Below are 25650 nucleotides of genomic sequence, written 5' to 3'. Positions count from 1 at the left end.
GCGATCAGTCGGCCACCCGGAGCAGTCCCGCCTCGACGAGTGACGCGAGGGCGGTGTCGGTCACCCCACCCGGATCCGGGCAGTCGAACCGCGCGTCCACCTCGGCCACCAGGGCGTCGCGGGGGACGCCGTCGGCGGCCTCCCACAGCGTGGGCGCAACGCCGGCGAGCACGCGCAGCATGCCGCTGCCGTCCGCGTTCGCGGTGAGCACCGCGAGCGTGCCGTCGGGGAGCGGCGACCAGTCCACGGCCTCCGTGCGTTCGTAGTGGGGCCCCGCGGTGTCCATCGGTGCGCGCCGGGTCGCTGCGGGCGACACGACCGAGGGAACCGCCGCGGGCGCCCCGGCGTCGAGCAGTCCGCGCACGAGGGTCGCGAGATCCTTGGCCTCGGCGTACTCCGCGCGCACGACACCGCCTGTCTGCCCGATGAGGCCCGCCATCGTACGCACCGCGCCGGGGAGCTGCGCGAGGGCGCTGGACTGCCCGGCCAGCTCCGCGATCGCCTCCGAGATCGGCACCGGCAGCAGGCGTGCGGGCGTCGGTTCCGTGCGCCGATCGAGCAGAACGATGCGCGCGAGCCGAAGGGGTGCCGTCGGCAGGGCGCCCAGGCCGAGATCGACGGGGGAGTGCTGCACCTTGTGCGCGACGCCGTCGGTGATGACCGACAGCGGCTTCCGGTAGGGCAGCACCGCACCGGTGGCATCCAGGGCGATCGTCTCGTCCGAGACGTATCCGGCTCGGGTGGCGAGGAGGCGGATCGCGGTCGTCTTCCCGGCACCCGACGGGCCGACGAGCACGACGACCGCCCCGTCGTGCCCCGCGACCCCGGCAGCGTGCAGCATCCACAACTGGCCGCGGCGTTCGTGGATCGCGCTGAGGGTGACGGCGCTCGAGAGGGCGGCGAGCATCGGTCCGGGACCGAGGGATGCCGTGGGCGTCACGGTCGCGTGCGGCTCGGCGTCGCCGTGGGCGAGCGCCCCCGTCCAGGCTGCACGCACCGCGATCCGGTCCGCGTCGTCGAGATCCCCGAGGTCGATGCCGATGCGGACGCCGAGAGCGTCGACGACGAGGACGGGGGAAGGGGAGGGGCTCGGCACCGGTTCACGGTAGGGGCCGTGGGGTGTGGCATCCGTTCTCCCGGTGACCGCGAGCGGGAAAGGGCGCGCGCGGTTCACCCCAGGCCTCACCAGGTGACACGTCCCGCCGATCCCGGCGGGCCCGGGCGTGGGACGGGGGCGGCATATGCCGTGCCCTAGACTGCAAGGACTGCCTGTCGCGTGACGCCCCGCGACGGCAGGAGCCGTGATCCGCGGCCGTCGCGTCGCCGCAAAACCCGATTGGTTCCTCCGTGTCCGCCTCGCACTCCGCGCTCGTGCCCGAGTGGCTCACCGCCCCGGCCGAAGCGAACGAGCTCGTCGCCTCCGTCTGGCCGTCCTCCGCGCACCGCGTCGACGACGGCTCCGTCGAGATCGCCGGGGTGTCCGTGTTCGACCTCCGCGACCGCTTCGGCACCCCGCTCTACGTGCTCGACGAGGACGAGGTCCGCGCCCACGCGCGCCGCGCGCGCGACGCCTTCGGAGCCGCGGCCGAGCGTCATGGCATCCGGTCCCGCGTGTACTACGCGGGCAAGGCGTTCCTCTCCGCCGAGGTCGTGCGCTGGGGTGACCGAAGAGGGTCTCGCCGTCGACGTGTGCACGCGCGGCGAGCTCGAGGTCGCCCTCGCAGGCGGTGCCGACCCCGCCCGCCTCGGCTTCCACGGCAACAACAAGAGCGTCGCGGAGCTCGAGCGGGCCGTCGAGGTCGGCATCGGTTCGGTCGTGGTCGACAGCCCCATCGAGATCGAGCGCCTCGCCGCGATCGCGGATCGCCGCGGCGCCGTGCAGTCGGTCCTCGTGCGTGTGCGCACCGGCGTCCACGCCGAGACGCACGCATTCCTCGCGACCGCCCACGAAGACCAGAAGTTCGGCTTCTCCCTCGAGGGGGCCGCCGACGCGGTCGCGCGCATCCGCGAGCTGCCGAGCCTGCGCTTCGTCGGGCTCCACGCCCACATCGGCTCGCAGATCTTCGACTCCGCGGGCTTCCGCGAGTCCGCGGCGCGCCTCGTCGACCTCCACGCCGACCTGCTCGCGGGCGGCGACATCCCGCTCCTCAACGTCGGCGGTGGCTTCGGCATCTCGTACACCTCGGTCGACGACCCGCGCCCCATCGAGGAGATCGCCGACGGCATCGTCGACGCGATCGCCGACGAGTGCGAGGTGCGCGGCATCCCGATGCCCGACGTCGCGTGCGAGCCCGGCCGCGTCATCGTGGGGCAGGCCGGAGTGACCCTCTACGAGGTCGGGACCGTGAAGAAGGTCACGATCGGCGAGGAGCGCGAGCGCACCTACGTCAGCGTCGACGGCGGCATGAGCGACAACGCGCGCCCGGCCCTGTACGGCGCCGACTTCTCCGCCCGGATCGTCTCGCGCACGAGTCCCGCCGCCCCGGCGCTGTCGAGGGTCGTCGGTCACCACTGCGAGTCCGGAGACATCGTGGTGGATGCCGAGTACCTCCCCGCCGACATCACTCCGGGCGACCTCCTCGCGGTGCCCGCCACGGGCGCCTACTGCTTCTCGCTCGCGAGCAACTACAACTACACCCCGCGTCCCCCCGTCGTCGCCGTGCGCGACGGCGAAGCGCGTGTGATCGTCCGCGGCGAGACCGTCGAGGACCTGCTCTCCCGCGACGTCGGTGTCGCGGCATCCGCTTCCCCCACCCCACCCCACGGAGACACCGAATGACCGACTACCGCACGCTGCGCGTCGCCCTGCTGGGCGCCGGTGCCGTCGGCTCGCAGGTCGCCGACCTGCTGCTCAAGCACCGCGCCGAACTGGCCGACCGTGCCGGCGCGAACCTCGAACTCGCGGGCATCGCCGTCCGCAACGTCGACGGGAAGCGCGACGCCGAGCTGCCCCGCGAGCTGTTCACCACCGACGCCGAGACGCTCATCAACGGCTCCGACATCGTCATCGAGCTCATGGGCGGCATCGAACCCGCGCGCACCCAGGTGCTGCAGGCGATCAACTCCGGCGCCGACGTCGTCACCGCCAACAAGGCGCTGCTCGCCACGCACGGGTCCGAGATCTTCGAAGCCGCCGACCAGGTCGGCGCCGAGGTCTACTACGAGGCCGCCGCGGCCGGCGCGATCCCGATCATCCGGCCGCTGCGCGACTCGCTCGCGGGCGACCGCGTCGTGCGCATCATGGGCATCGTCAACGGCACGACGAACTACATCCTCGACCGCATGGACACCGAGGGCGCCGACTTCGGCGACGTCCTCGCACAGGCACAGGCGCTCGGCTATGCCGAAGCCGACCCCACGGCCGACGTCGAGGGGTACGACGCCGCGCAGAAGGCGGCGATCCTCGCGAGCCTCGCGTTCCACACGACCGTTCCGCTGGATGCCGTCCACCGCGAGGGCATCACGCAGATCGATGCCGCGATCATCGAGTCCGCGCGGCACGCCGGATACGTCGTCAAGCTCCTCGCCGTGTGCGAGCGGCTCCCTGCCGCCGACGGCGAGGCGAGCGAGTCCATCTCGGTGCGCGTGTACCCCGCGCTCGTCGAGCGCACGCACCCGCTCGCGAGCGTCCACGGCGCGAACAACGCCGTCTTCGTGCAGGCCGAGGCCGCCGGCGACCTGATGTTCTACGGCGCCGGCGCGGGCGGCGTGCAGACCGCGTCCGCCGTGCTCGGCGACGTCGTGTCGGCCGCGCGCCGCCACATCGCCGGGGGCGTGGGCGTCGGCGAGTCCACACGCGCGAACCTCCCCACCGTGCCGATCGGACGCGTCATCACGCGCTACCAGATCACGCTCGAGGTCGACGACCAGCCCGGCGTGCTCGCCACGGTCGCCGGCATCCTGAGCGAGGGCCGCGTCTCGATCGCGACCGTCGAGCAGACCACCATCGAACCGGATGCCGAGAACCCCGCCGGGAGCGGATCGGCGCGTCTGGTCATCGGAACACACCAGGCCCGTGAGCAAGACCTGAGCGAGACCGTCGAGCGTCTCGCCGCGAGCGGCGTCGTCGAGCGCGTGGTCTCCGTACTGCGCGTGGAAGGGAACTGACATGGCACACGTCTGGCGCGGAGTCCTCCGCGAGTACGCCGATCGTCTGGGCGTCACCGACGCCTCCACCGTCGTGACGCTGGGGGAGGGCGGCACGCCGCTCATCCCCGCCCCGGCGCTTTCGCGGCGCACGGGCGCCGACGTCTACGTCAAGTTCGAGGGCATGAACCCGACGGGCTCGTTCAAGGACCGCGGCATGACGGTGGCGCTCTCGCGCGCCGTCGAGCACGGCGCCAAGGCGGTCATCTGCGCGTCGACCGGCAACACCTCGGCCTCGGCCGCCGCCTACGCGGCGCACGCCGGGATCACCGCCGCGGTCCTCGTGCCCGAGGGCAAGATCGCGATGGGCAAGCTGAGCCAGGCCGTCGCGCACAACGGCCGTCTGATCCAGATCCGCGGCAACTTCGACGACTGCCTCGAGATCGCGCGCGAGCTCGCCGACCACTACCCCGTGCACCTGGTCAACTCTGTCAACCCCGATCGCATCGAGGGCCAGAAGACGGCGGCCTACGAGGTCGTCGAGCAGCTGGGCGACGCCCCCGACTTCCACTTCATCCCCGTGGGCAACGCCGGCAACTACACCGCGTACTCGCGCGGATACCGCGAAGAGGCCGCACGCGGCGTCGCGACGCGCGTGCCGCGCATGTTCGGCTTCCAGGCGGCCGGGTCGGCCCCGCTCGTGACCGGCGCGGTCGTGAAGAACCCCGAGACGATCGCGAGCGCGATCCGCATCGGCAACCCCGCGTCGTGGGACCTCGCGCTGGAAGCGCGGGAGGCCACCGACGGCTGGTTCGGCGCGATCGACGACGAGCGCATCCTGGCCGCGCAGAAGATCCTCGCGGGCGAGGTCGGCGTGTTCGTCGAGCCCGCCTCGGCCATCAGTGTCGCGGGGCTCCTCGAGCAGGCGGAGGCGGGAGTCGTCCGCGCCGGGGCGAAGGTCGTGCTGACCGTCACCGGTCACGGCCTGAAGGACCCGCAGTGGGCGCTGCGCAAGGCCGACGGCACCCAGGTCGAGCCGACCGTGGTCGACGCGACCACCTCCGAGGTCGCCTCGGTCCTCGACCTGAAGCCGGTGGCCGAGTGACCGCAGCCCTCGGGCGTCGCGTCGCGGTCCGTGTGCCGGCGACCAGCGCCAACCTCGGTCCGGGGTTCGACACCCTCGGGCTCGCGCTCAGCGTGTACGACGAGCTGACGGTCGAAGCCCTCGAGCCCGGTCGCCTCGAGATCGAGGTGAGCGGCGAGGGCACGGCCGACGTGCCGCGCGACGCGTCGCACCTCGTGGTGCGCGCGATCGCGCACACGTACGCCTCGGTCGGTCGTGAGATGCCCGGCCTGCGCCTGGTGGCGCACAACGTCATCCCGCACGGGCGGGGGATGGGTTCCTCGGGTGCGGCGGTGGTGTCCGGCATCCTGGCGGCGAAGGGCCTGCTCGAGGGCGAGGTCGCATTCAGCGACGTCGACCTGCTGCGTCTCGCGACCGAGATGGAAGGGCACCCCGACAACGTCGCCCCCGGCCTGTTCGGCGGCCTGACGATCGCGTGGATGGATGCCACCGGCCCCCAGCACAAGCAGCTCATCGTGCACCGCGGTGTGTCGCCGCTCGTTCTCGTCCCGAGCTTCACGATGTCGACCGCCGTCGCCCGGAGCCTGCAGCCGCTGCAGGTGCCGCGTGAGGACGCGGTGTTCAACGTCTCGCGCTCCGCGCTCCTCATCGCGGCGATGACCCAGAGCCCCGAGCTGCTGATGGCCGCGACCGAGGACAAGCTGCACCAGAACTACCGCGCGCAGGCGATGCCCGAGACCGACCGCCTCGTGCGGGCGCTGCGCGCCGAGGGCTATGCGGCGGTCGTGTCGGGTGCGGGACCGAGCGTCCTGGTGCTCGCGGACGGTCCGGGCCAGCGCGTGGCGGCCGCAGACCTTACCGCATCCGTCGTCGACACCCCGTGGCAGGCGCTCATGCTCGCCGTCGACGTCAAGGGTGGTACAGTGAAGCCCGCAGAGGGTTCCGCTTAGCACGCGAATCTGAGCCTCTGCACCACCTGCGAAATCCGCAACAAATCGCGAACCCGGTCTCGGCTGCAGTCTCCCGAACCGCTGGTGTGATCTTCGTCTGCGCTCTGCAGCGATACCCGTGATTTGACCATGTTTCATTTCTGAGGAGCACTCGTGGAGTCCATCTCCGAGACCCAGCCCGTTGACGCGCCCGAGGGCGCTGACATGCCCACCGAGGAGCAGTCCGCCGCTCCCGCCGACGACACGCTGTTCGACACACCCGTCGACGCGGAGGGCGAGGACGCCCCCGCCGCGGAGGAGCCCGCCGTCGACGAGACCCCGGATGCCGAGGCGCCCACCGCCGAGGACGCGCCGGCCGAGGACGCCGCGCCCGCCGAGGCCGCTGCGCCCGCTGAGGACGCGCCCGCTGAGGGCACCACGCCTGCGGTCGAGCCCGCCGCGGAGGAGGCCGTCGCCGCTCCGGCCGAGCAGACCGCTGACGCCGAGGCGCCCGCGGACGCGCCCGCCGTGGAGCCCGCCGCCGAGGAGGCCGCTGCCGCCCCGACCGAGGCGCCCGCTGACGAAGAGGCCCCCGCCAAGCCCGCTCGCGCTCCCCGCAAGCGTGCGCCGCGCCGTGCGAAGAGCGCACCCGCCGACGAGACGCCCGCCGACGTCGTGGTCACCGAGGCAGAGGTGCCCGTCGCCGCTGACGCCCCGGCCACCGAGGCTCCGGCCACCGAGGCTCCGGCCGAGGCGCCCGCCGCCGACGCGCCGGCCGAGGCCGCGTCCGAGCAGGTCTCCGAAGCCGGCGACGCCCCCGAGACCGACGCCGCCCCCGAGGCCGTGGCATCCCCCTCCGAGGGCGAGAGCACCGAGGAGTCCGCCGAGACCCCGTCGCGCAGCCGCAGCCGCAGCCGGTCACGCAGCCGCAACCGCAACCGCGCCGACAACGCTGAGACCGCGACCGCCGCGGCGCCCGCCGCCGAGTCCGACGAGGCCGAGGCTCCCGCGCAGAACGGGCAGCAGGCCCAGCAGCAGAACCAGGCGAACAGCCGTAACCGCCAGCGCAACAAGCGTCGCGGCGGGCAGGCGACGACCGGCGACGAGTTCGAGAGCGAGATCGGCGAGGACGACGTCCTCATCCCGATCGCGGGTGTCCTCGACGTGCTCGACAACTACGCGTTCGTGCGCACCACCGGTTACCTGCCCGGCCCGAGCGACGTCTACGTCTCGCTCGGCCAGGTCAAGAAGTACAACCTGCGCAAGGGCGACGCGGTCGTCGGCTCCATCAAGCAGCCGCGCGAGGGCGAGCAGTCCAGCCGCCAGAAGTACAACGCGCTGGTCAAGGTCGACTCGATCAACGGCCTGTCGGTCGAGGATGCCGCCGCCCGTGTCGAGTTCGGCAAGCTGACGCCGCTGTACCCGCAGGAGCGCCTCCGCATGGAGACCGCCCCCGAGAAGCTCACGCAGCGCCTCATCGACCTGGTGGCCCCGGTCGGCAAGGGTCAGCGCGGTCTCATCGTCGCGCCCCCGAAGGCGGGCAAGACGATCGTGCTCCAGCAGATCGCCAACGCCATCGCGCACAACAACCCCGAGGTCCACCTCATGGTCGTGCTCGTCGACGAGCGCCCCGAAGAGGTCACCGACATGCAGCGGACGGTCAAGGGCGAGGTCATCGCCTCGACGTTCGACCGCCCCGCGGAGGACCACACGACGGTCGCCGAGCTCGCCATCGAGCGCGCGAAGCGCCTCGTCGAGCTCGGCCGCGACGTCGTCGTGCTGCTCGACTCGATCACGCGCCTCGGCCGCGCCTACAACCTGTCGGCGCCGACGTCGGGTCGCGTGCTCACCGGCGGTGTGGACGCCTCGGCGCTGTACCCGCCCAAGCGCTTCTTCGGCGCGGCGCGCAACATCGAGAACGGCGGCTCGCTCACGATCCTCGCCACGGCGCTGGTGGAGACCGGCTCCAAGATGGACGACGTGATCTTCGAGGAGTTCAAGGGCACCGGCAACAGCGAACTGCGTCTGAACCGTCAGCTCGCCGACAAGCGCATCTTCCCGGCGGTCGACGTCAACGCGTCGTCCACGCGCCGCGAAGAGATGCTGCTGTCGCCGGACGAGGTGAAGATCACCTGGAAGCTGCGTCGCGCGCTCGCGGGTCTCGACCCGCAGCAGGCCCTCGAGGTCGTGCTCGGCAAGCTCAAGGAGACGCAGTCCAACGTCGAGTTCCTCGTCCAGATGCAGAAGTCGATCCCGACTCCCGCGCGCGGAGACAACGGGCACGACAACGGCATCCGCTGAGCCGTGTCGGATTCCGGCATCCTCGAGTCCGTCCGCGGGCTGATCGACGAGCACCGGCAGGTCGAGCTCGAGCTCAACGACCCGGCTGTGCACGCCGATGCGGCGCGCGCGAAGCGCGTCAATCGGCGGTACGCCGAGCTGAATCGCATCGTGCACGCCTACGAGGCCTGGCAGGCGGCGTCGGACGACCTGGATGCCGCGCGCGAACTCGCCCGTGAGGACGCCGCGTTCGCCGAAGAGGTGCCGGCGCTGGAGCAGCGCCTGGACGAGAGCCAGGAGCGTCTGCGTCGCCTGCTCATCCCGCGCGACCCGGACGACGCCCGCGACGTGATCATGGAGATCAAGGCGGGCGAGGGCGGCGCGGAGAGCGCGCTGTTCGCGGCCGATCTCCTCCGGATGTACCTCCAGTACGCGGCATCCATGGGCTGGAAGACCGAGCTGCTCGAGCGCAACGAGTCCGACCTCGGCGGGTACAAGGACGTCCAGGTCGCGATCAAGGGCTCCTCGAGCGACCCGGCGCAGGGCGTCTGGGCACACCTGAAGTACGAGGGCGGCGTGCACCGCGTGCAGCGGGTGCCCGCGACCGAGTCGCAGGGTCGTATCCACACCTCGACGACGGGCGTGCTCGTGTTCCCCGAGGTCGACGAGCCCGAAGAGGTCGCGATCGACCCCAACGACCTCAAGATCGACGTGTTCCGTTCGTCGGGCCCCGGCGGTCAGTCGGTGAACACCACAGACTCGGCCGTCCGCATCACGCACCTCCCGACCGGGATCGTCGTGTCGATGCAGAACGAGAAGTCGCAGCTGCAGAACCGCGAGGCGGGCATGCGCGTGCTGCGCGCCCGCCTGCTCGCCAAGCAGCAGGAGGAGCGCGACGCGCAGGCCGCCGACGCCCGGCGTTCGCAGATCCGCGGTATGGACCGTTCGGAGCGCATCCGCACGTACAACTTCCCGGAGAACCGCATCGCGGACCACCGCACCGGCTACAAGGCGTACAACCTCGACCAGGTCATGGACGGCGCCCTCGGCCCGATCATCGAGTCGGCGATCACCGCCGACGAGGAAGCCCGGCTCGCGGCGCTCTCCGAGGGCTGACACTCAGGTCGGCCGCGCCCTCGTCCGCGACGGGTGCAGTGTCAGGCGTCCCAGGCCGGCGGGTGCGGAAGCGGGCCTCGACGAGCCTCCAGCTCGGCGCCGAGCGCCAGCAGCGCCGCCTCGCCGCCGGGGCGGCCGATCAACTGCACCGACACCGGATGCCCCTCGGCATCCCTCGTCACGGGCAGGGTCAGCGCGGGGAGCCCCGCGACATTGACGAAGCTCGAATACGGCGCGTACTCGACCTGCATCGCGAACGTGCGTTCCGGGTCGTGCCCCGCGTACCACCCGACCGGCCGCGGCGACTGCGCGAGCGCGGGGGTGAGCACCGCGTCGAAGGCCGCGAAGTCGGCGATCGTGCGTCGCTCGAACGCGCGGGCCTCGGTCAGCCCGCCGAGCAGCTCGGGCGCGGTGAGTGCACGTCCCTCCTGCACCAGCCATGCGGTGAGCGGCTCGACCAGCGTGAGGTCGTGGGTGCTCAGCGGGATCCGCGCGGCGCTCGCGCGCCACAGCACGCGGAACAGCGCGGGATAGCCGACCGGATGCCAGTCTGCATCGGTCACGGCGTGTCCGGCGTCGCTCAGCCAGGCGGCTGCCGTGTCGAACGCGACCCGGGCCTCGTCGTCGAGGGTGATGTCCTCGTCGTCGTCCCACGGCGAGACGGTCGTGACGCCGATACGCAAGCCGGCGGCGGGTCGGGTTGCGGCCTCCACGAACGGGCCGCTACCGGGCGCCGCGGTGGCGTACGTGAACGGGGCGAGGCCCACCAGTGCGTCCAGCAGCAGCCCGGCGTCCTCGACGGTGCGTGCGATCGGTCCCGTGACCGAAAGCCCGTCGGGGGCGTCGAACCCCGACCCGATCGGCAGCCGCCCACGTGACGGCTTCAGACCCACGACACCGACGGTCGCCGAGGGGATGCGGATCGAGCCACCCCCGTCCGAACCGACCGCGGCGGGCAGGAGTCCCGCCGCCACGGCGACGGCGGCACCGCCGCTCGAGCCGCCCGCGCCCGCGGAGGGTCGCCAGGGGTCGCGGGCGGGTGCGTGGATGAGCGGTTCGGTGAAGCCGGTGAGCCCGAATTCGGACGTACTCGTCTTCCCGACGTTGATGGCGCCCGCGACGTCGAGGGCTGTGGCCAGCGGATCGGATGCCGAGGGCACGATGTCCGCACGTGACCGGGAGCCGTACCGGGTCGGCACACCCGCGCGGGCCACGAGGTCCTTGTCCGCGAGCGGCACGCCCCACAGCGGACCGCGAGGAGAGGAAGCGAGGACTTCGTCGGTGCGCCGGCGGGCGGCATCCGGGGTGACCTCGGCGAACGCGCCGAGGTCCGCGAACCGGGAGACCCGCGCGAGGTAGTGCTCGACGAGGTCGCGAGGGTCCAGCGCTCCCTCCCGGAGAGCCGCGACCTGCGCGACGAGGGACAGGTCGTGCGGTCGCGTCATGCCTCGAGCCTACGGCGAGGGCGTGGGGATCAACCGGTCCGCGGGATCCGACCCGCTCGCGGCGGCCGAGAACCGTCTGTCGCTCTGACGAACGGAGGGCCGGTGCGGTCGCACCGGCCCTCTCCGTCGTTCCTGGGCGACAGTCTCAGATCCAGTACTCCGGTGCCGTCAGCAGGGCGCGGGTGTCTTCGTTCGCGCGGCGCAGACGCGCCTTCGCGGGGACGCCGACCAGCACGCTCTCCGGCGGCGCATCGCGCGTCACGACGGCGTTGGCGCCGACGAGGCTGTGTGCGCCGATCGTGATCGGCCCGAGGATCTTGGCCCCGGCGCCCACCGCGACCCCGTCCTGCAGCGTGGGGTGGCGCTTGCCGCCCTCGCGCTGCCGTCCGCCGAGGGTGACACCGTGGTACAGCATCACGTCGTCGCCGACCTCCGCCGTCTCGCCGACCACGACACCCATGCCGTGGTCGATGAAGAAACGGCGTCCGATCGTCGCGCCGGGGTGGATCTCGATGCCGGTCAGCCAGCGCGTGACCTGCGAGAGTGCCCGCGCCGGGAACCGGAAGCCGCGCACCCACAGGCGGTGCGCCACGCGATACGACCAGACGGCGTGCAGGCCCGGGTAGAGCAGCGCGATCTCGAGGCCGCCGCGGGCGGCGGGGTCACGGAACTTCGCCGCCGCGACGTCCTCGCGGATGCGGGAGAGGACCCCCACGTCAGTTGTCGCGCAGGTCTTCGTACAGGGCGGTGGAGAGGTAGCGCTCGCCGTACGAGGGGATGATGACCACGATGTTCTTGCCCTCTGCCTCGGGGCGGCGGGCGATCTCGAGAGCGGCCCAGATCGCCGCACCCGACGACATGCCGACCAGGATGCCGTCCTTCGCCGCGGTCTCGCGCGCCAGCCGGATCGCGTCGTCGAACTCGACGTCGATCACCTCGTCGATGATCTCGCGGTCGAGGATTGCGGGCACGAAGTTCGGGCCGATGCCCTGGATCTTGTGCGGGCCGGGGTGACCCTTGGTGAGGATGGGTGAGTCGGCCGGCTCGACCGCGACGATCTTGACGCCGGGGACGCGCTCCTTGAGGACCTGGCCCACACCGGTGATGGTGCCGCCCGTCCCGATGCCGGCGACCAAGTAGTCGACCTTGCCGTCGGTGTCGCGCAGGATCTCCTCGGCGGTGGTCTTGCGGTGGATCGCCGGGTTCGCCTCGTTCTCGAACTGCCGCGCCCACACGGCACCGGGCGTCTCCGCGACGATGCGCTTGGCCTCCTCGACCGCGAACGACATCCCCTTGGTCGGGTCGGTGAGCACCAGCTCGGCGCCGAACGCGCGGAGCAGCACGCGGCGCTCCTTCGACATCGAGGCGGGCATCGTGAGGATGACCTTGTACCCGCGCGCCGCGCCGACCATCGCGAGGGCGATTCCGGTGTTGCCGCTGGTCGACTCGACGAGAGTGCCGCCCGGCTTGAGTTCGCCCGACGCCTCGGCGGCGTCGACGATCGCGATGCCGAGTCGGTCCTTCACGCTCGAGGCGGGGTTGTAGAACTCGAGCTTGGCCAGGATCTGGCCCCCGGCGCCCTCCGCGACACGGTTGAGCCGCACCAGCGGCGTGTCGCCGAACGCGGAAGTGATGTCGGAGTGGATGCCGGGCATGGCTCGCCTTTCGCCGTCGGTCGGATCGCGACAATCCTAGGTGAGCGTCCGATCCCCGCGGCCGTGTATGACGCCGCGCGACTAGGCTCGTGATCCGTCATGCCCGACTCCGTACACTCCGCCCCGCCCACCGTCGCCGACGTCCTCCGCGACACGGCGGCGCGCTTCTCCTCCGCCGGCATCCCCGATCCCCGCGTGGATGCCGAACTCCTCCTCGCCCACGTCCTGTCGACGTCGCGCGGGGGAGTGCAGGCCGCCGCCATCCGCGGCGACCGTCTGCCCGAGGCCGCCGCCGCAGCGCTCACCCCGCTCGTCGACCGCCGCTGCGCCCGCGAGCCGCTGCAGCACCTGACGGGGCGCGCGCCGTTCCGCTCGATGGAACTCGCCGTCGGACCCGGGGTTTTCGTCCCGCGACCCGAGACCGAGATGGTGGCCCAGCTCGCGATCGACGCCCTCGGGTCCGCGGCATCCCCGTCTCCGATCGCGGTCGACCTCGGCACGGGGAGCGGCGCGATCGCCCTCGCGATGGCGACCGAGGTCCCGCACGCGCGGGTCTTCGCCGCGGAGAACTCCGTCGACGCCTTCATCTGGACGAAGGAGAACGTCGCACGGATCGGTGCCACGAACCTGACGCTGGCGTTCATCGACCTCGCCGACGCCTTCCCGGAGCTGGACGGCACGGTGTCGGTCGTGGCATCCAATCCCCCCTATGTCCCGGACGACGCGATCCCGCGCGATCCCGAGGTGCGCCTGTACGACCCGCCCGCAGCGCTCTACGGCGGTCCGGACGGACTGGATGCCGTGCGCGTGCTCAGCCGCGTCGGACTCCGCCTCGCGCACCCGGGCGGGACGATCGTCATCGAGCACGGCGAGTGGCAGGGCGCGGCGATCCGCGAGATCCTCACCGCCGACGGATGGCGGGCCGCCGCGACCCACCCCGACCTCACGACGCGGGACCGCGCGACGACCGCGATCCATCCGTGAGCGTCGGACCCGGTCGGCGTCGGTAGACTGTCGCGCGACATGTCACCCGTCTACGACTGCCGTGACGAGTCGCAGCTGCTCTCCGGGATGCGCCACGCGCGCCAGGCGATCGGTCGAGGCGAACTCGTCGTGCTCCCCACCGACACCGTCTACGGAATCGCCGCAGACGCGTTCAACGCGCGCGCCGTCATGGGTCTGCTCGAGGCGAAGGGTCGCGGCCGCCAGCAGCCGCCGCCCGTCCTCGTGCCCGGCGTCGGGACGCTCCGCGCCTTGGTCGCGGAGGTCCCGCCCGCAGTCGACGACCTCGTGCACGCCTTCTGGCCCGGCGGCCTGACCATCGTGCTCCCCGCGCAGCCCTCGCTGTCGTGGGATCTCGGCGACACGCACGGCACCGTCGCGGTCCGCATGCCCGCCCAGAACCTCACGCTCGAGCTGCTCGAGGAGACGGGGCCGTTGGCGGTGTCCAGTGCCAACCGCACGGGCATGCCCGCGGCGGTCAGCATCGACGAGGCCCGCGACATGCTCGGCGACAGTGTCTCCGTCTACCTCGACGCCGGACCCAGCCAGTGGGGCTACGCCTCCACGATCGTCGACGCGACGACGCTGGTGGGCGGTGCCGAGCCGCGAGTGCGCGTGCTCCGTGAGGGGACGATCTCCCGGGAGCGCCTGCGCGAGGTGCTCGGCGACCTCCTCGAGCCCGACCCCGAGACGGCATCCGCCCCCGAGGTCGCCTCCTCGCAGCCGACCGTCGCTCCGGATGCCGAGGCGCCGGGTCCGTGACCCAATACCTCCTCACCATCCTGTTCACGGCGGCGGTGACTCTCGCGCTGTCGTGGGTGGTGTGGAAGCTCGCGCTGCGCTTCAAGCTCTATCCCGGCATCCGGGATCGCGACGTGCACGACACCCCCACGCCGCGCCTCGGCGGCGTGGCCATGTTCCTCGGTGTGGTCGCCGCCTTCGCGCTGTCGAGCCGCAACCCCTACTTCGCGATCTTCTGGACCGACCCGGTCCCCGTCCTGTCGCTGCTCGGCGCCGTCCTGCTGATCGTCCTGGTCGGCGTCGCCGACGACCTGTGGGACCTCGACTGGATGATCAAGCTCGGCGCCCAGTTCATCGCGGCCGGCATCATCGCCTGGTTCGGCCAGCTGCAGATCCTGTCGCTGCCGATCGGCGCCCTCACGGTCGGGTCGAGCTGGGCCAGCTTCCTCCTCACGGTGTTCGCGCTCGTCGTGGTCATGAACGCCGTGAACTTCATCGACGGGCTGAACGGCCTGGTCGCCGGTGTGTGCCTCATCGCGAACGGCGTCTTCTTCGCGTACTCGTACCTCCTGGTCCGCGACACCGGAGCGAGTACCTACTTCAACCTCGCGTCGTTCATCGCGGCGGTGCTCATCGGCGCCTGCCTCGGGTTCCTGCCGATGAACTGGACTCCCGCGAAACTTTTCATGGGGGATGCCGGAGCGCTCATGCTCGGTCTCCTCATGGCGAGCTCCGCCGTCGCCATCACGGGGCAACTCGACCCCGCCGTGCTCGACCCCCAGCAGCTCGGCCGGTCGCAGCTGCTCGGTGCCTTCATCCCCATCCTGCTCCCGGTCGTGATCGTCCTGCTGCCGCTCCTCGACTTCGGACTCGCGGTCGTGCGGCGCCAGTGGGCGGGGCGCTCGCCGTTCTCCCCCGACCGGAAGCACCTGCATCACCGCATGCTCGACATGGGTCACAGCGACCGCGACGCGGTCCTGATCTTCTACGCGTGGACGGCCGTGGTGAGCCTGTCTTTCCTGCTCATGTACATCGGCACCCAGCAGAGCTGGCCCGGCGACTACGCGATCGGCATCGCTTTCGGGGCCGTCGGTGTGGTCGCCTGCCTCGTCCTCACGTTCCTGCCCTCCCAGCGCATCCTGCGCCTGCGTCGCCGCACGCAGCACACCTCCACGGAGACCTCCCCATGAGCACCGCTTCCCCCGCCGCCCGACGCCCTCTTTCGAGCACGCCGATCCTGCGGACCGCTCTCCTCTGGGGCGGGATCGTCACCGTCGTGCTCCTCGTCGCCGGCGCCGTGGTGGGATTCCTCGTCGCGGGCGGCGGGGGACTGGCGAGCGCGCTGAGTGGCGTCGCCGTGAGCGCGATCTTCCTCGCGGTGACGGCCGCGAGCATCCTGATCGCCAACCGGTGGTTCGGCGACCCGCTCTACGTCCCGATCTTCTTCGGCATCGTGCTCGGCGGATGGCTGCTCAAGCTTGTCCTCTTCATCGTCGCCATCGTGATCCTCCGGGGTCAGGGATGGGTCGACCCGGTCGTGTTCTACGTCGCTCTCGTCGTCAGCGTCGTCGCCTCCCTCGCCGTCGACGTCGTCGTCCTCCTCCGGATGCGGGTCCCCAGCGCGAGCGACGTGACGCTCCCGACGGATCCCGACGAAGGCGACCGGCGGGGCTGACCCCCCTATAACCCGCCGCCCGCGGGAGCGGGGCACGATACTCCGTCGGCGAGACGAACGATGGTCTCGTACTCATGGATCAGCCGGGAGTTTGATAGGGTGGGAGAAGTACCCACCCGCGACTGGGACTCTTTCCAGGCTCGCACTTCGGGTGCCTCTCACCGACCATCGTCGCAACGGTTCACACCGATGCCCCGAAGCTGGAGCCAGCGCTGTCCACTCAAGCTGCGACCCTGATCACGAACTTCGCGTCCGCGGGTGCTGAGTTTCACCCGCCCTCCATCAACGAGTTCTTCCCCGACGCGGTGCTGTTCGAGGGAACCGTCTTCGCGATCACGCGCATCAACCTGGTGCAGATGCTGGCGACCGCCGTTCTGGTCATCCTCCTGATCGTCGGCACGCGTCGCATGAAGATCGTCCCCGGCCGCTTCCAGAGCGTCGTCGAGATGGGTCTGGACTTCGTCCGCGTGAACATCGCGGAAGACATCCTCGGCCGCAAGGACGGCCGTCGGTTCCTGCCGATCCTCACCACGATCTTCTTCATGGTGCTGTTCATGAACATCACGGGTGTCATCCCGTTCCTGAACATCGCCGGCACGAGCGTCATCGCGGTCCCGATGCTCCTCGCGATCGTGGCCTACGTCACCTTCATCTACGCCGGTATCAAGAAGAGCCCCGGCGGGTTCTTCAAGAACGCGCTGCTCCCGTCGGGCGTGCCGTGGCCGCTGTACATCATCATCGTGCCGCTGGAGTTCCTCTCCACGTTCATCATCCGGCCGATCACGCTGACCCTCCGTCTGCTGATGAACATGATCGTCGGCCACCTGATGCTGGTCCTGTTCTTCTCGGCCACCCAGTTCTTCGTCATCGGCCTCAGCGGCTGGTGGACGGCGCTGGGCGCGGGTTCGCTCGCCTTCGGCTTCGCCTTCACCCTGTTCGAAATCTTCGTCGCCTTCCTCCAGGCGTACGTCTTCGCGATCCTCACGGCGGTCTACATCCAGCTCGCCGTCGCAGAAGAGCACTGAGCGGCCCGGCGCACGCCGAGCCACCCAACCGAAAGGAAAAAACCCGTGGACGCAACTACGGTTCTCGCCCAGGTCACCGGTAACGTCGCCACGATCGGCTACGGCCTCGCCGCCATCGGTCCCCGCCATCGGTGTGGGCATCGTCGTCGGCAAGACGATCGAGGGTGTCGCCCGTCAGCCCGAGCTGGCTGGCCGTCTGCAGGTGCTGATGTTCATCGGTATCGCCTTCACCGAGGCGCTCGCCTTCATCGGTATCGCGACCGGCTTCATCTTCCAGTAATCGCCCCGACCGACACAATTAAGGAGACAGGATGCTGAACGCTCTTGTCACCCTCGCTGCGGAGCCCGCGGGGGAGGAAGCGCACAACCCGCTGCTTCCGGCGGCGTACGACATCCTCTGGTCGGCCGTCTGCTTCGTCGTCATCATCTTCGTGGTGTGGCGCGTGGCACTGCCCCGCATGGCGAAGCTGCTCGACGAGCGCAGCGCTGCCATCGAGGGCAACATCGCCAAGGCCGACGAGGCCCAGCGCGAGGCCGAGGCCGCTCTGGAGCAGTACACGGCGCAGCTCGCCGAGGCCCGTAAGGAAGCCGGTGAGATCCGCGAGGCCGCCCGTGAGGACGGCAAGAAGATCATCGCCGAGGCGAAGGATGCCGCGTCCTCCGAGGCCGCTCGCATCACCGCCGCCGCGCACGCGCAGATCGAGGCCGAGCGTCAGTCGACTCTCGTGTCGCTGCGTGCCGAGGTGGGGACCCTCGCCGTCGACCTCGCCGGCAACGTCATCGGGGAGACCCTGACCGACGACGCTCGCGCGCAGGCCGTGGTCGACCGCTTCCTCGCCGAGCTCGAGGCATCCGAGAAGGCGGCTCAGTAATGGGCAGCGCGACCACTCAGGCGCGGACCGCGACGACGGAGGCGCTCACCACCGCCTCCGGCGTCGACCTCGACGTCGCCCGCGAGCTCTTCGCGGCCGTCGGCGCCGTGAACGGATCGGCGCAGCTGAGCGGCGCGCTCTCCGACTCGTCCGCACCGGCCGACGCGCGTGGTGCGCTGGTGACCGCGGTCTTCGGGTCCGGCTACCGCGACACCACGGTGGCACTTCTGCGTCGTGCGGCCGAGCAGCGCTGGTCGAACGCGCACGAGTTCGTCGAGGGGCTGGAAGAACTGGCCGTGCGCGCAGCCACCGTCGCCGACCCGTCGGCCGACATCGAGGGCGAGCTCTTCCAGTTCTCGCGCACGGTGGCCTCCAGCGGCGAGCTCGAGCTGGCTCTCGGCGGTCGCCTCGGCGATGCGTCCGGCAAGGCGGGGCTCGTGTCCACGCTGCTCGACGGCCGCGCCAGCGCCGCCACGGCGCTGATCGTCGCCTCGCTCGTGCAGAACTCGCGCGGTCGCCGCGTCCGCGCGCTCCTGCGCCGCGCCGAGTCCATCGTCGCCGACCAGCGCTCGAGCATCGTCGCCACGGTCTACGCGGCGGCGCCGCTGAGTACCGAGCAGCAGACGCGCCTCCAGAACGCGCTCCGTGCGCGCTACGGTTCGGCGGTCACCCTGAACACCGTGATCGACCCGACGGTGGTCGGTGGACTGCGTGTGCAGGTCGCCGACGACGTCATCGACGCGAGCGTGTCCGCACGTCTCGCCGACCTTCGCCAGCGCATCGCCGGCTAAGACTTTGCCGCCCGAGCGGGTGGAGATCTGGGGGCTCGCGCCCCACGAACGAAGGAAGACAATGGCAGAACTCTCTATCAGCCCCGACGTCATCCGTGACGCGCTGAAGGACTTCGTCAACGCCTACGAGCCGACGGGCGCGGGTGCGACCGAGGTCGGCACCGTCGTCGACGCGGCCGACGGCATCGCTCACGTCGAGGGACTGCCCGGCGTCATGGCGAACGAACTCATCCGCTTCGACAACGGCACCCTGGGCCTGGCCCAGAACCTCGACGAGCACGAGATCGGTGTCGTCGTGCTCGGCGAGTTCTCCGGCATCGAAGAGGGCCAGAGCGTCACCCGGACCGGCGAGGTCCTCTCGGTCGGCGTCGGAGACGGCTACCTGGGTCGCGTCGTCGACCCGCTCGGCAACCCGATCGACGGTCTCGGCGAGATCGCGACCGAGGGCCGTCGCGCGCTCGAGCTCCAGGCCCCCGGCGTCATGCAGCGCAAGAGCGTGCACGAGCCGCTCCAGACCGGCATCAAGGCCATCGACGCGATGATCCCCGTCGGCCGCGGTCAGCGTCAGCTGATCATCGGCGACCGCCAGACGGGCAAGACGGCCATCGCGATCGACACGATCATCAACCAGAAGGCCAACTGGGAGTCGGGCGACGTCAACAAGCAGGTCCGCTGCATCTACGTCGCCATCGGCCAGAAGGGCTCGACGATCGCGTCGGTCAAGGGCGCCCTCGAGGACGCCGGTGCCATGGAGTACACGACCATCGTCGCCGCCCCCGCGTCCGACCCGGCCGGCTTCAAGTACCTCGCGCCCTACACGGGCTCGGCCATCGGCCAGCACTGGATGTACGGCGGCAAGCACGTCCTGATCATCTTCGACGACCTGTCGAAGCAGGCCGAGGCCTACCGTGCCGTGTCCCTCCTCCTCCGTCGCCCGCCGGGCCGCGAGGCGTACCCCGGTGACGTCTTCTACCTGCACTCGCGTCTGCTCGAGCGTTGCGCAAAGCTGTCCGACGAGCTCGGTGCCGGTTCGATGACGGGTCTGCCCATCATCGAGACGAAGGCCAACGACGTCTCGGCGTACATCCCGACCAACGTGATCTCCATCACCGACGGCCAGATCTTCCTGCAGTCCGACCTCTTCAACGCCAACCAGCGTCCCGCGGTCGACGTGGGTATCTCGGTGTCCCGCGTCGGTGGTGACGCTCAGGTCAAGTCGATCAAGAAGGTCTCGGGAACGCTGAAGCTCGAGCTGGCGCAGTACCGCTCGCTCGAGGCGTTCGCGATGTTCGCGAGCGACCTCGACGCCGCGTCGCGTCGTCAGCTGGCCCGTGGTGCGCGTCTGACCGAGCTGCTCAAGCAGCCGCAGTACTCGCCGTACCCCGTCGAGGAGCAGGTCGTCTCGATCTGGGCCGGTACCAACGGCAAGCTCGACACCATCGAGGTCTCCGACGTGCTCCGCTTCGAGCGCGAGCTGCTGGATTACCTGCGCCGCAACTCGACGGTCCTCGACACGCTGCGCGAGACCAACGCGCTGGGTGACGACACGGTCGCCGAGCTCGAGCAGAAGGTGGACGCGTTCCTCCTCGAGTTCCAGCCCGGTGCCGAGCAGAGCGTCGTGGGCAGCGAGCAGGTCGAGCCGGCCGAGGCCGAGGACGTCAACCAGGAGCGAATCGTCAAGGGCCGTCGCTAAGAGCGACGAAACGAGAACGTAAATCATGGGCGCACAACTGCGGGTCTACAAGCAGAAGATCAGTTCTGCTCAGACGACCAAGAAGATCACGAAGGCGATGGAACTCATCGCGGCCTCTCGCATCCAGAAGGCGATGGCGCGTGTGCGCGCGGCATCGCCCTTCGCGAAGGCCGTGACGAGTGCCGTCTCCGCGGTGGCCACGCACTCCTCGATCGACCACCCGTTGACGACCGAGCGCGCGGACATCCGCCGCTCCGCCGTGGTCATCTTCACCTCCGACCGCGGTCTCGCCGGCGCGTTCAACTCGCAGATCCTCCGTGAGGGTCTCGAGCTGGCCGAGCTGCTCCGCACCCAGGGCAAAGAGGTCGTGTTCTACCTCGTCGGGCGCAAGGCCGTCGGGTACTTCCAGTTCCGCCGCATGCCGAGCGCAGCGCAGTGGGTCGGCGACACCGACACGCCGCAGTTCTCCACGGCGGAGGAGATCTCGGATGCCGTGCTGCAGGCGTACCGCGCCGGTGGCGACAACGACGGCGTCGATGAGATCCACCTCGTGTACAACCGCTTCGTCAGCATGATGACGCAGTCGCCCGAGTCGGTGCGTCTGCTGCCGCTCGAGGTCCTCGAGGCCGAGGAAGCCCCCGCCCAGGCGGAGGTCTACCCGCTCTACGAGTTCGAGCCCGATGCCGAGACCGTGCTCGATGCGCTCCTGCCGGTGTACGTGCAGAGCCGTATCTTCAACGCCCTTCTGCAGTCCTCGGCGGCCAAGCACGCCGCCACGCAGAAGGCGATGAAGTCGGCCAGCGACAACGCCGACAAGCTCATCACCGACTACACCCGCCTGCGCAACAACGCGCGCCAGGCGGAGATCACGCAGCAGATCGCCGAGATCGTCGGCGGCGCCGATGCTCTGTCATCCGGCAAGTAAGTTCCCAAGGAGAGAAGAAGCCATGAGCCTCACCGCCGAGAAGACCGACGCAGCCGTCGTCGGCCGCGTCGCGCGTGTCACCGGGCCCGTCGTGGACATCGAGTTCCCGCACGACGCGATCCCCGAGATCTACAACGCGCTCAAGACCACGATCACCATCGGTGACGACTCGACCGAGATCACGCTCGAGGTCGCTCAGCACCTCGGTGACGACCTCGTCCGCGCCATCGCCCTGAAGCCGACGGACGGCATCGTCCGCGGTCAGGAAGTGCGCGACACCGGCGGCCCCATCTCGGTGCCGGTCGGCGACGTCACCAAGGGCAAGGTGTTCGACGTGACCGGCGAGGTGCTCAACGCAGCTCCCGGCGAGACGATCGAGGTCACCGAGCGCTGGGGCATCCACCGCAAGGCGCCGAGCTTCGACCAGCTCGAGTCGAAGACCGAGATGTTCGAGACCGGCATCAAGTCGATCGACCTCCTCACGCCCTACGTGCAGGGTGGAAAGATCGGCCTGTTCGGTGGCGCCGGCGTCGGCAAGACCGTCCTCATCCAGGAGATGATCCAGCGCGTCGCGCAGGACCACGGTGGTGTCTCGGTGTTCGCCGGTGTCGGTGAGCGCACCCGCGAGGGCAACGACCTCATCGGTGAGATGGAAGAGGCGGGGGTCTTCGACAAGACGGCCCTCGTGTTCGGCCAGATGGACGAGCCGCCGGGGACGCGTCTGCGCGTCGCGCTGTCCGCTCTGACGATGGCGGAGTACTTCCGCGACGTCCAGAAGCAGGACGTGCTGCTGTTCATCGACAACATCTTCCGCTTCACGCAGGCCGGCTCCGAGGTCTCGACCCTTCTCGGTCGTATGCCGTCGGCCGTGGGTTACCAGCCCAACCTCGCGGACGAGATGGGTGTGCTCCAGGAGCGCATCACCTCGACGCGCGGTCACTCGATCACCTCGCTGCAGGCGATCTACGTGCCCGCCGACGACTACACCGACCCGGCTCCGGCGACCACGTTCGCGCACCTGGACGCCACGACCGAGCTCTCGCGTGAGATCGCGTCGAAGGGTCTGTACCCGGCCATCGACCCGCTCACCTCGACGAGCCGCATCCTGGACCCGCGCTACATCGGCGCCGACCACTACCGCGTGGCCACCTCGGTGAAGCAGATCCTCCAGAAGAACAAGGAACTGCAGGAGATCATCGCGATCCTCGGTGTCGACGAGCTCTCCGAGGAAGACAAGATCGTCGTGTCGCGTGCGCGTCGCATCCAGCAGTTCCTCTCGCAGAACACCTACATGGCCAAGAAGTTCACCGGTGTCGAGGGCTCCACGGTCCCGATCAAGGAGACCATCGAGTCGTTCGACGCGATCGTCAAGGGTGACTTCGACCACGTCGCCGAGCAGGCGTTCTTCAACGTCGGCGGCATCTCCGACGTCGAGGCCAAGTGGGCGCAGATCCAGAAGGAGAACGGCTGACATGCCGCTGCGCGTGAACCTCGTCTCGGCCGACGCCGCGGTCTGGACCGGAGAGGCGTCGCTCGTCGTCGCCAAGACGGTGGAAGGCGAGATCGGCTTCATGCAGGGCCACGAACCCGTGCTCGCGATCCTCGCCCAGGGCGAGGTCCGCATCACGGGTGTCGACGGCACGAAGGTCCTCGCCAACGCGCAGGACGGGTTCCTGTCGATGGCGGGAGACGAGCTGACCATCGTCGCCGGCCACGCGTCGCTCGTGTCCTGACAGCTTCTTCTCTCGACGCGCGTCGTCCGGTTCGCCGGGCGGCGCGCGTCGTCTGTTTCCCCGGAGTCTCATGCTCGTTCTGCTGCCCCCGTCCGAAACCAAACGTCCCGGCGGTGACGGGCCGTCACTCGACCTCGACGGGCTCGCGCTGCCCTCTCTCCGCGAACCGCGCGAGCAGGTTGTGGCGGGTCTCGTGGAGCTCAGCGCCGACGAGGAGGCATCCGCTCGCGTTCTGAAACTCAGCGCTCGCCGTCTGCACGAGGTGGCGGACAACGCTGCGCTGCGGTCCGCGCCGACACTTCCCGCGGTCGATCGCTACACCGGTGTCCTGTTCGACGCGCTGGATGCCGAGACGCTCGACGAGCCTGCTCGCGCATGGTTGGGTGCGCATGTGCTCATCCACTCCGCGCCGTTCGGTCCGGTGGGGGCGCTCGACGGCATCCCGCCCTATCGTCTCGCCGCGTCGACATCCCTTCCCGGCCTGCCGTCCCTTCGGAAGATCTGGGCGGATGCCGTGACGGCGGCGATCCGCGACGCGCGTCCGGAGTTCGTCCTCGACCTGCGCTCCGAGGCGTACGCGGCGTTGGGGCCGGTGCCCGCCGACGTCGCGAGCGTATACGTGCGCGTGGTGTCCGAGGGGGGCGACGGGGTCACCCGGGCACTCAATCACTTCAATAAGAAGGCGAAAGGGATGTTCACGCGCTCTCTCGCCACGGCGGGCGCGCGGGTACGGTCGCTCGACGATCTCCTCGGTTGGGCCGCCTCGACCGGCCACTCCGTCCGCGTGGCGAGTCCGGGAGAGATCGAGCTGATTGTCTGACCCGCATCGTCAAGGGCTTTCAGCCAACATTCAGCTTCGCTACGATGTCGTGCGCGGGACAGACCCGTCGGTGACGTGGGACTGCCCACGTCCGGCTCGAGAGGAACCTCGTAAATGATCCATCTGGCATACACCGACTACGGAACCAGCAGCGCTGCCCAAGCCGCGGTCCTCGCCGTCCTTTCCGTCGTCTTCTTCCTGTTCGCGATCGTCGGCTACGTCATCAGCGCCTTCCTGCTCTCGAAGGTCTTCGAGAAGGCGGGCGTGCAGGGGAAGTGGCGCGCCTGGGTCCCGGTCTACAACTACCTCGTCCTGGCCAAGCTCGGCGACTTCTCGCCGTGGGTCATCCTGGGCCTGGTGGTCGCGTCGGTCATCCCCGTCCTGCAGTACCTGTCGGGTCTCGCGCTCTTCGTGGCGATGATCATGATCGCCTACCGCGTGAACGCGAAGTTCGGCCGCGAGTGGCCGATCCTGCTCCTGTTCATCCTCGGCCCGCTCGGGCAGTGGATCTGGCTCGGCATCCTGGGCTTCGGCAGCAACCCGTGGAACCCGAACGTCCAGCCGTCGCCGTGGGCGAACTCCTTCCTCGCCGACAAGACGGTGTGGAACGGTATCCCCGTCCAGCCGGGGCAGCCCACGCCGGCGGCACCCGCCGGAGGATACGGGGCACCGGCGGGCTACACCCCGCCCGCGCAGCCCTACACGCCGCCTCCGGCCCCGCCCGCCGCCGGCCCCACGCCCCCGCCGGCGCCTCCGGCCGGCACCACGCCTCCGCCGCCGCCCGCGGGTCCGCAGGTCTGAGCACAGCGACGGGCTCCTCGCATCGCCGCGAGGAGCCCGTCGTCGTCCTCGCACGTGTCGCCGCGCCCACGGCATCCCTGAGGACCGTGTCCGCGTCGACTAGGATGACAGGGCCGCGCGGTTCCGCCGGCGAAGATGTCGGCCAACCGGAGGATCTGTTCGTGCCCGAGGTGACCACGCACACGCGTACCGTTCCGCTGTCGGATGGAGCGCTCGATCTCTCGTGGGCCGCGATCACCGACACGGGTAAGCGGCGCGAGGTCAATCAGGACGCCGTGCTCGCGGAGTTCCCCCTGTTCGTGGTCGCTGATGGCATGGGCGGTCACCTCGGTGGGGAGATCGCCAGTGCGAGCACAGTTGATCGGCTCCGCGCTGTGGTCGAGGGCGGTTCCGTCTCGCCCAAACACATCGAGAAGGCTCTCGCCCGCGCGGTGAAGGACATCGTCTCCCACCCCGAGACGACGGATGAGGGAACCGGGACGACGTTGACCGGCCTCTACCTCGAGGCCTCGGGCGACGAGCCGCACTGGGTCACCCTCAACATCGGGGACTCGCGCGTCTATCTCCTCCGCGACGACGACATCGTGCAGATCACGACCGATCACTCGGTAGTCCAGGAACTCATCGCCGCGGGGCGGTTGAGCCCGGAAGAGGCCGAGAACCACCCGTACGGCAACGTCATCACCCGCGCGGTCGGGCCCAGCGACAGCGTCAAGCCCGACTACCTCCGGCTCGAGGTGCTCGACGGCGATCGCTTCGTGATCTGCTCGGACGGGCTGACGAAGGAACTCACCGATTTCGGCATCCGTCATTTCCTGGATGCCAATCCCGACCCGTCCGCAGCGGTGGAGGCCATGATGGCCGCCGCGCTGGAAAACGGCGGCCGCGACAACATCACCATCGTCGTGCTCGACGTCGCCCGCCGCGGGGCCTGACGGCGCAGAACTTGACCGGGGAGCGTCGCTGCTCCTACGTTC

The 25650-nt window shown here is 70.1% G+C and carries 23 protein-coding genes and 2 pseudogenes; 21 read left to right on the top strand and 4 right to left on the bottom strand.

Annotated elements, in window-relative coordinates; genetic code table 11:
• Positions 1 to 4: 4 nt before the first annotated feature.
• The gene (locus RKD05_RS00805) at positions 5 to 1096 is read right to left on the bottom strand and encodes a hypothetical protein (RefSeq protein WP_424707430.1); all 1092 of its coding nucleotides are present in this window, start codon (positions 1094 to 1096) and stop codon (positions 5 to 7) included.
• Between the two features lie 251 nt (positions 1097 to 1347).
• Here RKD05_RS00805 and lysA point away from each other — a divergent pair.
• The 6 genes and pseudogenes from lysA to prfA all read left to right on the top strand — a co-directional run bounded on the left by lysA (position 1348) and on the right by prfA (position 9495).
• Positions 1348 to 2779, top strand: a pseudogene (lysA, locus tag RKD05_RS00800) (diaminopimelate decarboxylase).
• Complete coding sequence (locus RKD05_RS00795; protein ID WP_424707428.1) at positions 2776 to 4107, top strand: homoserine dehydrogenase; 1332 nt, start codon at positions 2776 to 2778, stop codon at positions 4105 to 4107. Before lysA ends, RKD05_RS00795 begins: the two are co-directional and overlap by 4 nt.
• Before the next feature lies 1 nt (position 4108).
• The gene (gene thrC, locus RKD05_RS00790) at positions 4109 to 5191 is read left to right on the top strand and encodes a threonine synthase (protein WP_424707426.1); all 1083 of its coding nucleotides are present in this window, start codon (positions 4109 to 4111) and stop codon (positions 5189 to 5191) included.
• Positions 5188 to 6120, top strand: coding sequence for a homoserine kinase (gene thrB, locus RKD05_RS00785; protein ID WP_022879667.1), 933 nt, complete (start codon positions 5188 to 5190; stop codon positions 6118 to 6120). Before thrC ends, thrB begins: the two co-directional genes overlap by 4 nt.
• Before the next feature lie 153 nt (positions 6121 to 6273).
• The gene (gene rho / locus RKD05_RS00780) at positions 6274 to 8400 is read left to right on the top strand and encodes a transcription termination factor Rho (protein WP_424707424.1); all 2127 of its coding nucleotides are present in this window, start codon (positions 6274 to 6276) and stop codon (positions 8398 to 8400) included.
• An 18-nt stretch (positions 8401 to 8418) separates the two neighbouring features.
• Positions 8419 to 9495, top strand: a complete 1077-nt coding sequence (prfA, locus tag RKD05_RS00775) for a peptide chain release factor 1 (protein WP_424711753.1) — start codon at positions 8419 to 8421, stop codon at positions 9493 to 9495.
• 41 nt (positions 9496 to 9536) lie between these two features.
• Here prfA and RKD05_RS00770 read toward each other — a convergent pair whose 3' ends face one another.
• The 3 genes from RKD05_RS00770 to cysK all read right to left on the bottom strand — a co-directional run bounded on the left by RKD05_RS00770 (position 9537) and on the right by cysK (position 12595).
• Complete coding sequence (locus RKD05_RS00770) at positions 9537 to 10940, bottom strand: amidase (protein WP_424707422.1); 1404 nt, start codon at positions 10938 to 10940, stop codon at positions 9537 to 9539.
• Between the two features lie 145 nt (positions 10941 to 11085).
• Positions 11086 to 11655 carry a serine O-acetyltransferase EpsC gene (epsC, locus tag RKD05_RS00765; protein WP_424707421.1) on the bottom strand — a complete coding sequence of 190 codons (570 nt, stop codon included), beginning with the start codon at positions 11653 to 11655 and terminating at the stop codon, positions 11086 to 11088.
• 1 nt (position 11656) lies between these two features.
• Entirely contained in the window at positions 11657 to 12595 is a 939-nt protein-coding gene (gene cysK / locus RKD05_RS00760; RefSeq protein WP_424707419.1) for a cysteine synthase A, read from the bottom strand.
• A gap of 99 nt (positions 12596 to 12694) precedes the next feature.
• Between cysK and prmC the strand changes: the two genes are divergently transcribed.
• The 15 genes and pseudogenes from prmC to RKD05_RS00685 all read left to right on the top strand — a co-directional run bounded on the left by prmC (position 12695) and on the right by RKD05_RS00685 (position 25608).
• Positions 12695 to 13579: a peptide chain release factor N(5)-glutamine methyltransferase gene (prmC, locus tag RKD05_RS00755; protein ID WP_424707418.1), complete on the top strand. Its 885-nt coding sequence runs from the start codon at positions 12695 to 12697 to the stop codon at positions 13577 to 13579.
• Between the two features lie 39 nt (positions 13580 to 13618).
• The gene (locus tag RKD05_RS00750) at positions 13619 to 14359 is read left to right on the top strand and encodes an L-threonylcarbamoyladenylate synthase (RefSeq protein ID WP_424707417.1); all 741 of its coding nucleotides are present in this window, start codon (positions 13619 to 13621) and stop codon (positions 14357 to 14359) included.
• A complete protein-coding gene (locus tag RKD05_RS00745) occupies positions 14356 to 15528 on the top strand; it encodes an MraY family glycosyltransferase (RefSeq protein ID WP_424707416.1) in 1173 nt (390 codons plus the stop codon). Before RKD05_RS00750 ends, RKD05_RS00745 begins: the two co-directional genes overlap by 4 nt.
• The gene (locus RKD05_RS00740) at positions 15525 to 16013 is read left to right on the top strand and encodes a hypothetical protein (protein WP_424707414.1); all 489 of its coding nucleotides are present in this window, start codon (positions 15525 to 15527) and stop codon (positions 16011 to 16013) included. Before RKD05_RS00745 ends, RKD05_RS00740 begins: the two co-directional genes overlap by 4 nt.
• Positions 16014 to 16318: 305 nt before the next feature.
• Positions 16319 to 17038, top strand: a complete 720-nt coding sequence (gene atpB, locus RKD05_RS00735; RefSeq protein WP_022878096.1) for a F0F1 ATP synthase subunit A — start codon at positions 16319 to 16321, stop codon at positions 17036 to 17038.
• Positions 17039 to 17083: 45 nt separating this feature from the next.
• Positions 17084 to 17318 (top strand): annotated as a pseudogene (gene atpE / locus RKD05_RS00730) (F0F1 ATP synthase subunit C).
• A gap of 31 nt (positions 17319 to 17349) precedes the next feature.
• Positions 17350 to 17910 (top strand): F0F1 ATP synthase subunit B, encoded by a 561-nt coding sequence (locus RKD05_RS00725; RefSeq protein WP_424707412.1) that lies wholly within the window; start codon positions 17350 to 17352, stop codon positions 17908 to 17910.
• A complete protein-coding gene (locus RKD05_RS00720; RefSeq protein ID WP_063258035.1) occupies positions 17910 to 18701 on the top strand; it encodes a F0F1 ATP synthase subunit delta in 792 nt (263 codons plus the stop codon). The genes RKD05_RS00725 and RKD05_RS00720 overlap by 1 nt, the downstream gene beginning before the upstream one ends.
• A gap of 61 nt (positions 18702 to 18762) precedes the next feature.
• Positions 18763 to 20394 carry a F0F1 ATP synthase subunit alpha gene (gene atpA, locus RKD05_RS00715; protein WP_424707410.1) on the top strand — a complete coding sequence of 544 codons (1632 nt, stop codon included), beginning with the start codon at positions 18763 to 18765 and terminating at the stop codon, positions 20392 to 20394.
• Positions 20395 to 20419: 25 nt separating this feature from the next.
• Positions 20420 to 21319 (top strand): F0F1 ATP synthase subunit gamma, encoded by a 900-nt coding sequence (locus RKD05_RS00710; protein WP_022878091.1) that lies wholly within the window; start codon positions 20420 to 20422, stop codon positions 21317 to 21319.
• 22 nt (positions 21320 to 21341) lie between these two features.
• Positions 21342 to 22790 (top strand): F0F1 ATP synthase subunit beta, encoded by a 1449-nt coding sequence (atpD, locus tag RKD05_RS00705; protein ID WP_424707409.1) that lies wholly within the window; start codon positions 21342 to 21344, stop codon positions 22788 to 22790.
• 1 nt (position 22791) lies between these two features.
• Positions 22792 to 23052, top strand: a complete 261-nt coding sequence (locus RKD05_RS00700; RefSeq protein WP_424707408.1) for a F0F1 ATP synthase subunit epsilon — start codon at positions 22792 to 22794, stop codon at positions 23050 to 23052.
• Positions 23053 to 23122: 70 nt separating this feature from the next.
• A complete protein-coding gene (locus RKD05_RS00695; protein ID WP_424707407.1) occupies positions 23123 to 23872 on the top strand; it encodes a YaaA family protein in 750 nt (249 codons plus the stop codon).
• A gap of 114 nt (positions 23873 to 23986) precedes the next feature.
• Positions 23987 to 24673, top strand: coding sequence for a large exoprotein (locus RKD05_RS00690; RefSeq protein WP_424707406.1), 687 nt, complete (start codon positions 23987 to 23989; stop codon positions 24671 to 24673).
• Between the two features lie 161 nt (positions 24674 to 24834).
• Complete coding sequence (locus RKD05_RS00685; protein WP_063258030.1) at positions 24835 to 25608, top strand: PP2C family protein-serine/threonine phosphatase; 774 nt, start codon at positions 24835 to 24837, stop codon at positions 25606 to 25608.
• Positions 25609 to 25650 lie beyond the last annotated feature (42 nt).

This window comes from Microbacterium sp. SLBN-111 (assembly GCF_049739645.1).
GTDB lineage: Bacteria > Actinomycetota > Actinomycetes > Actinomycetales > Microbacteriaceae > Microbacterium.
This window is presented reverse-complemented; position numbering and strand designations above follow the sequence as displayed.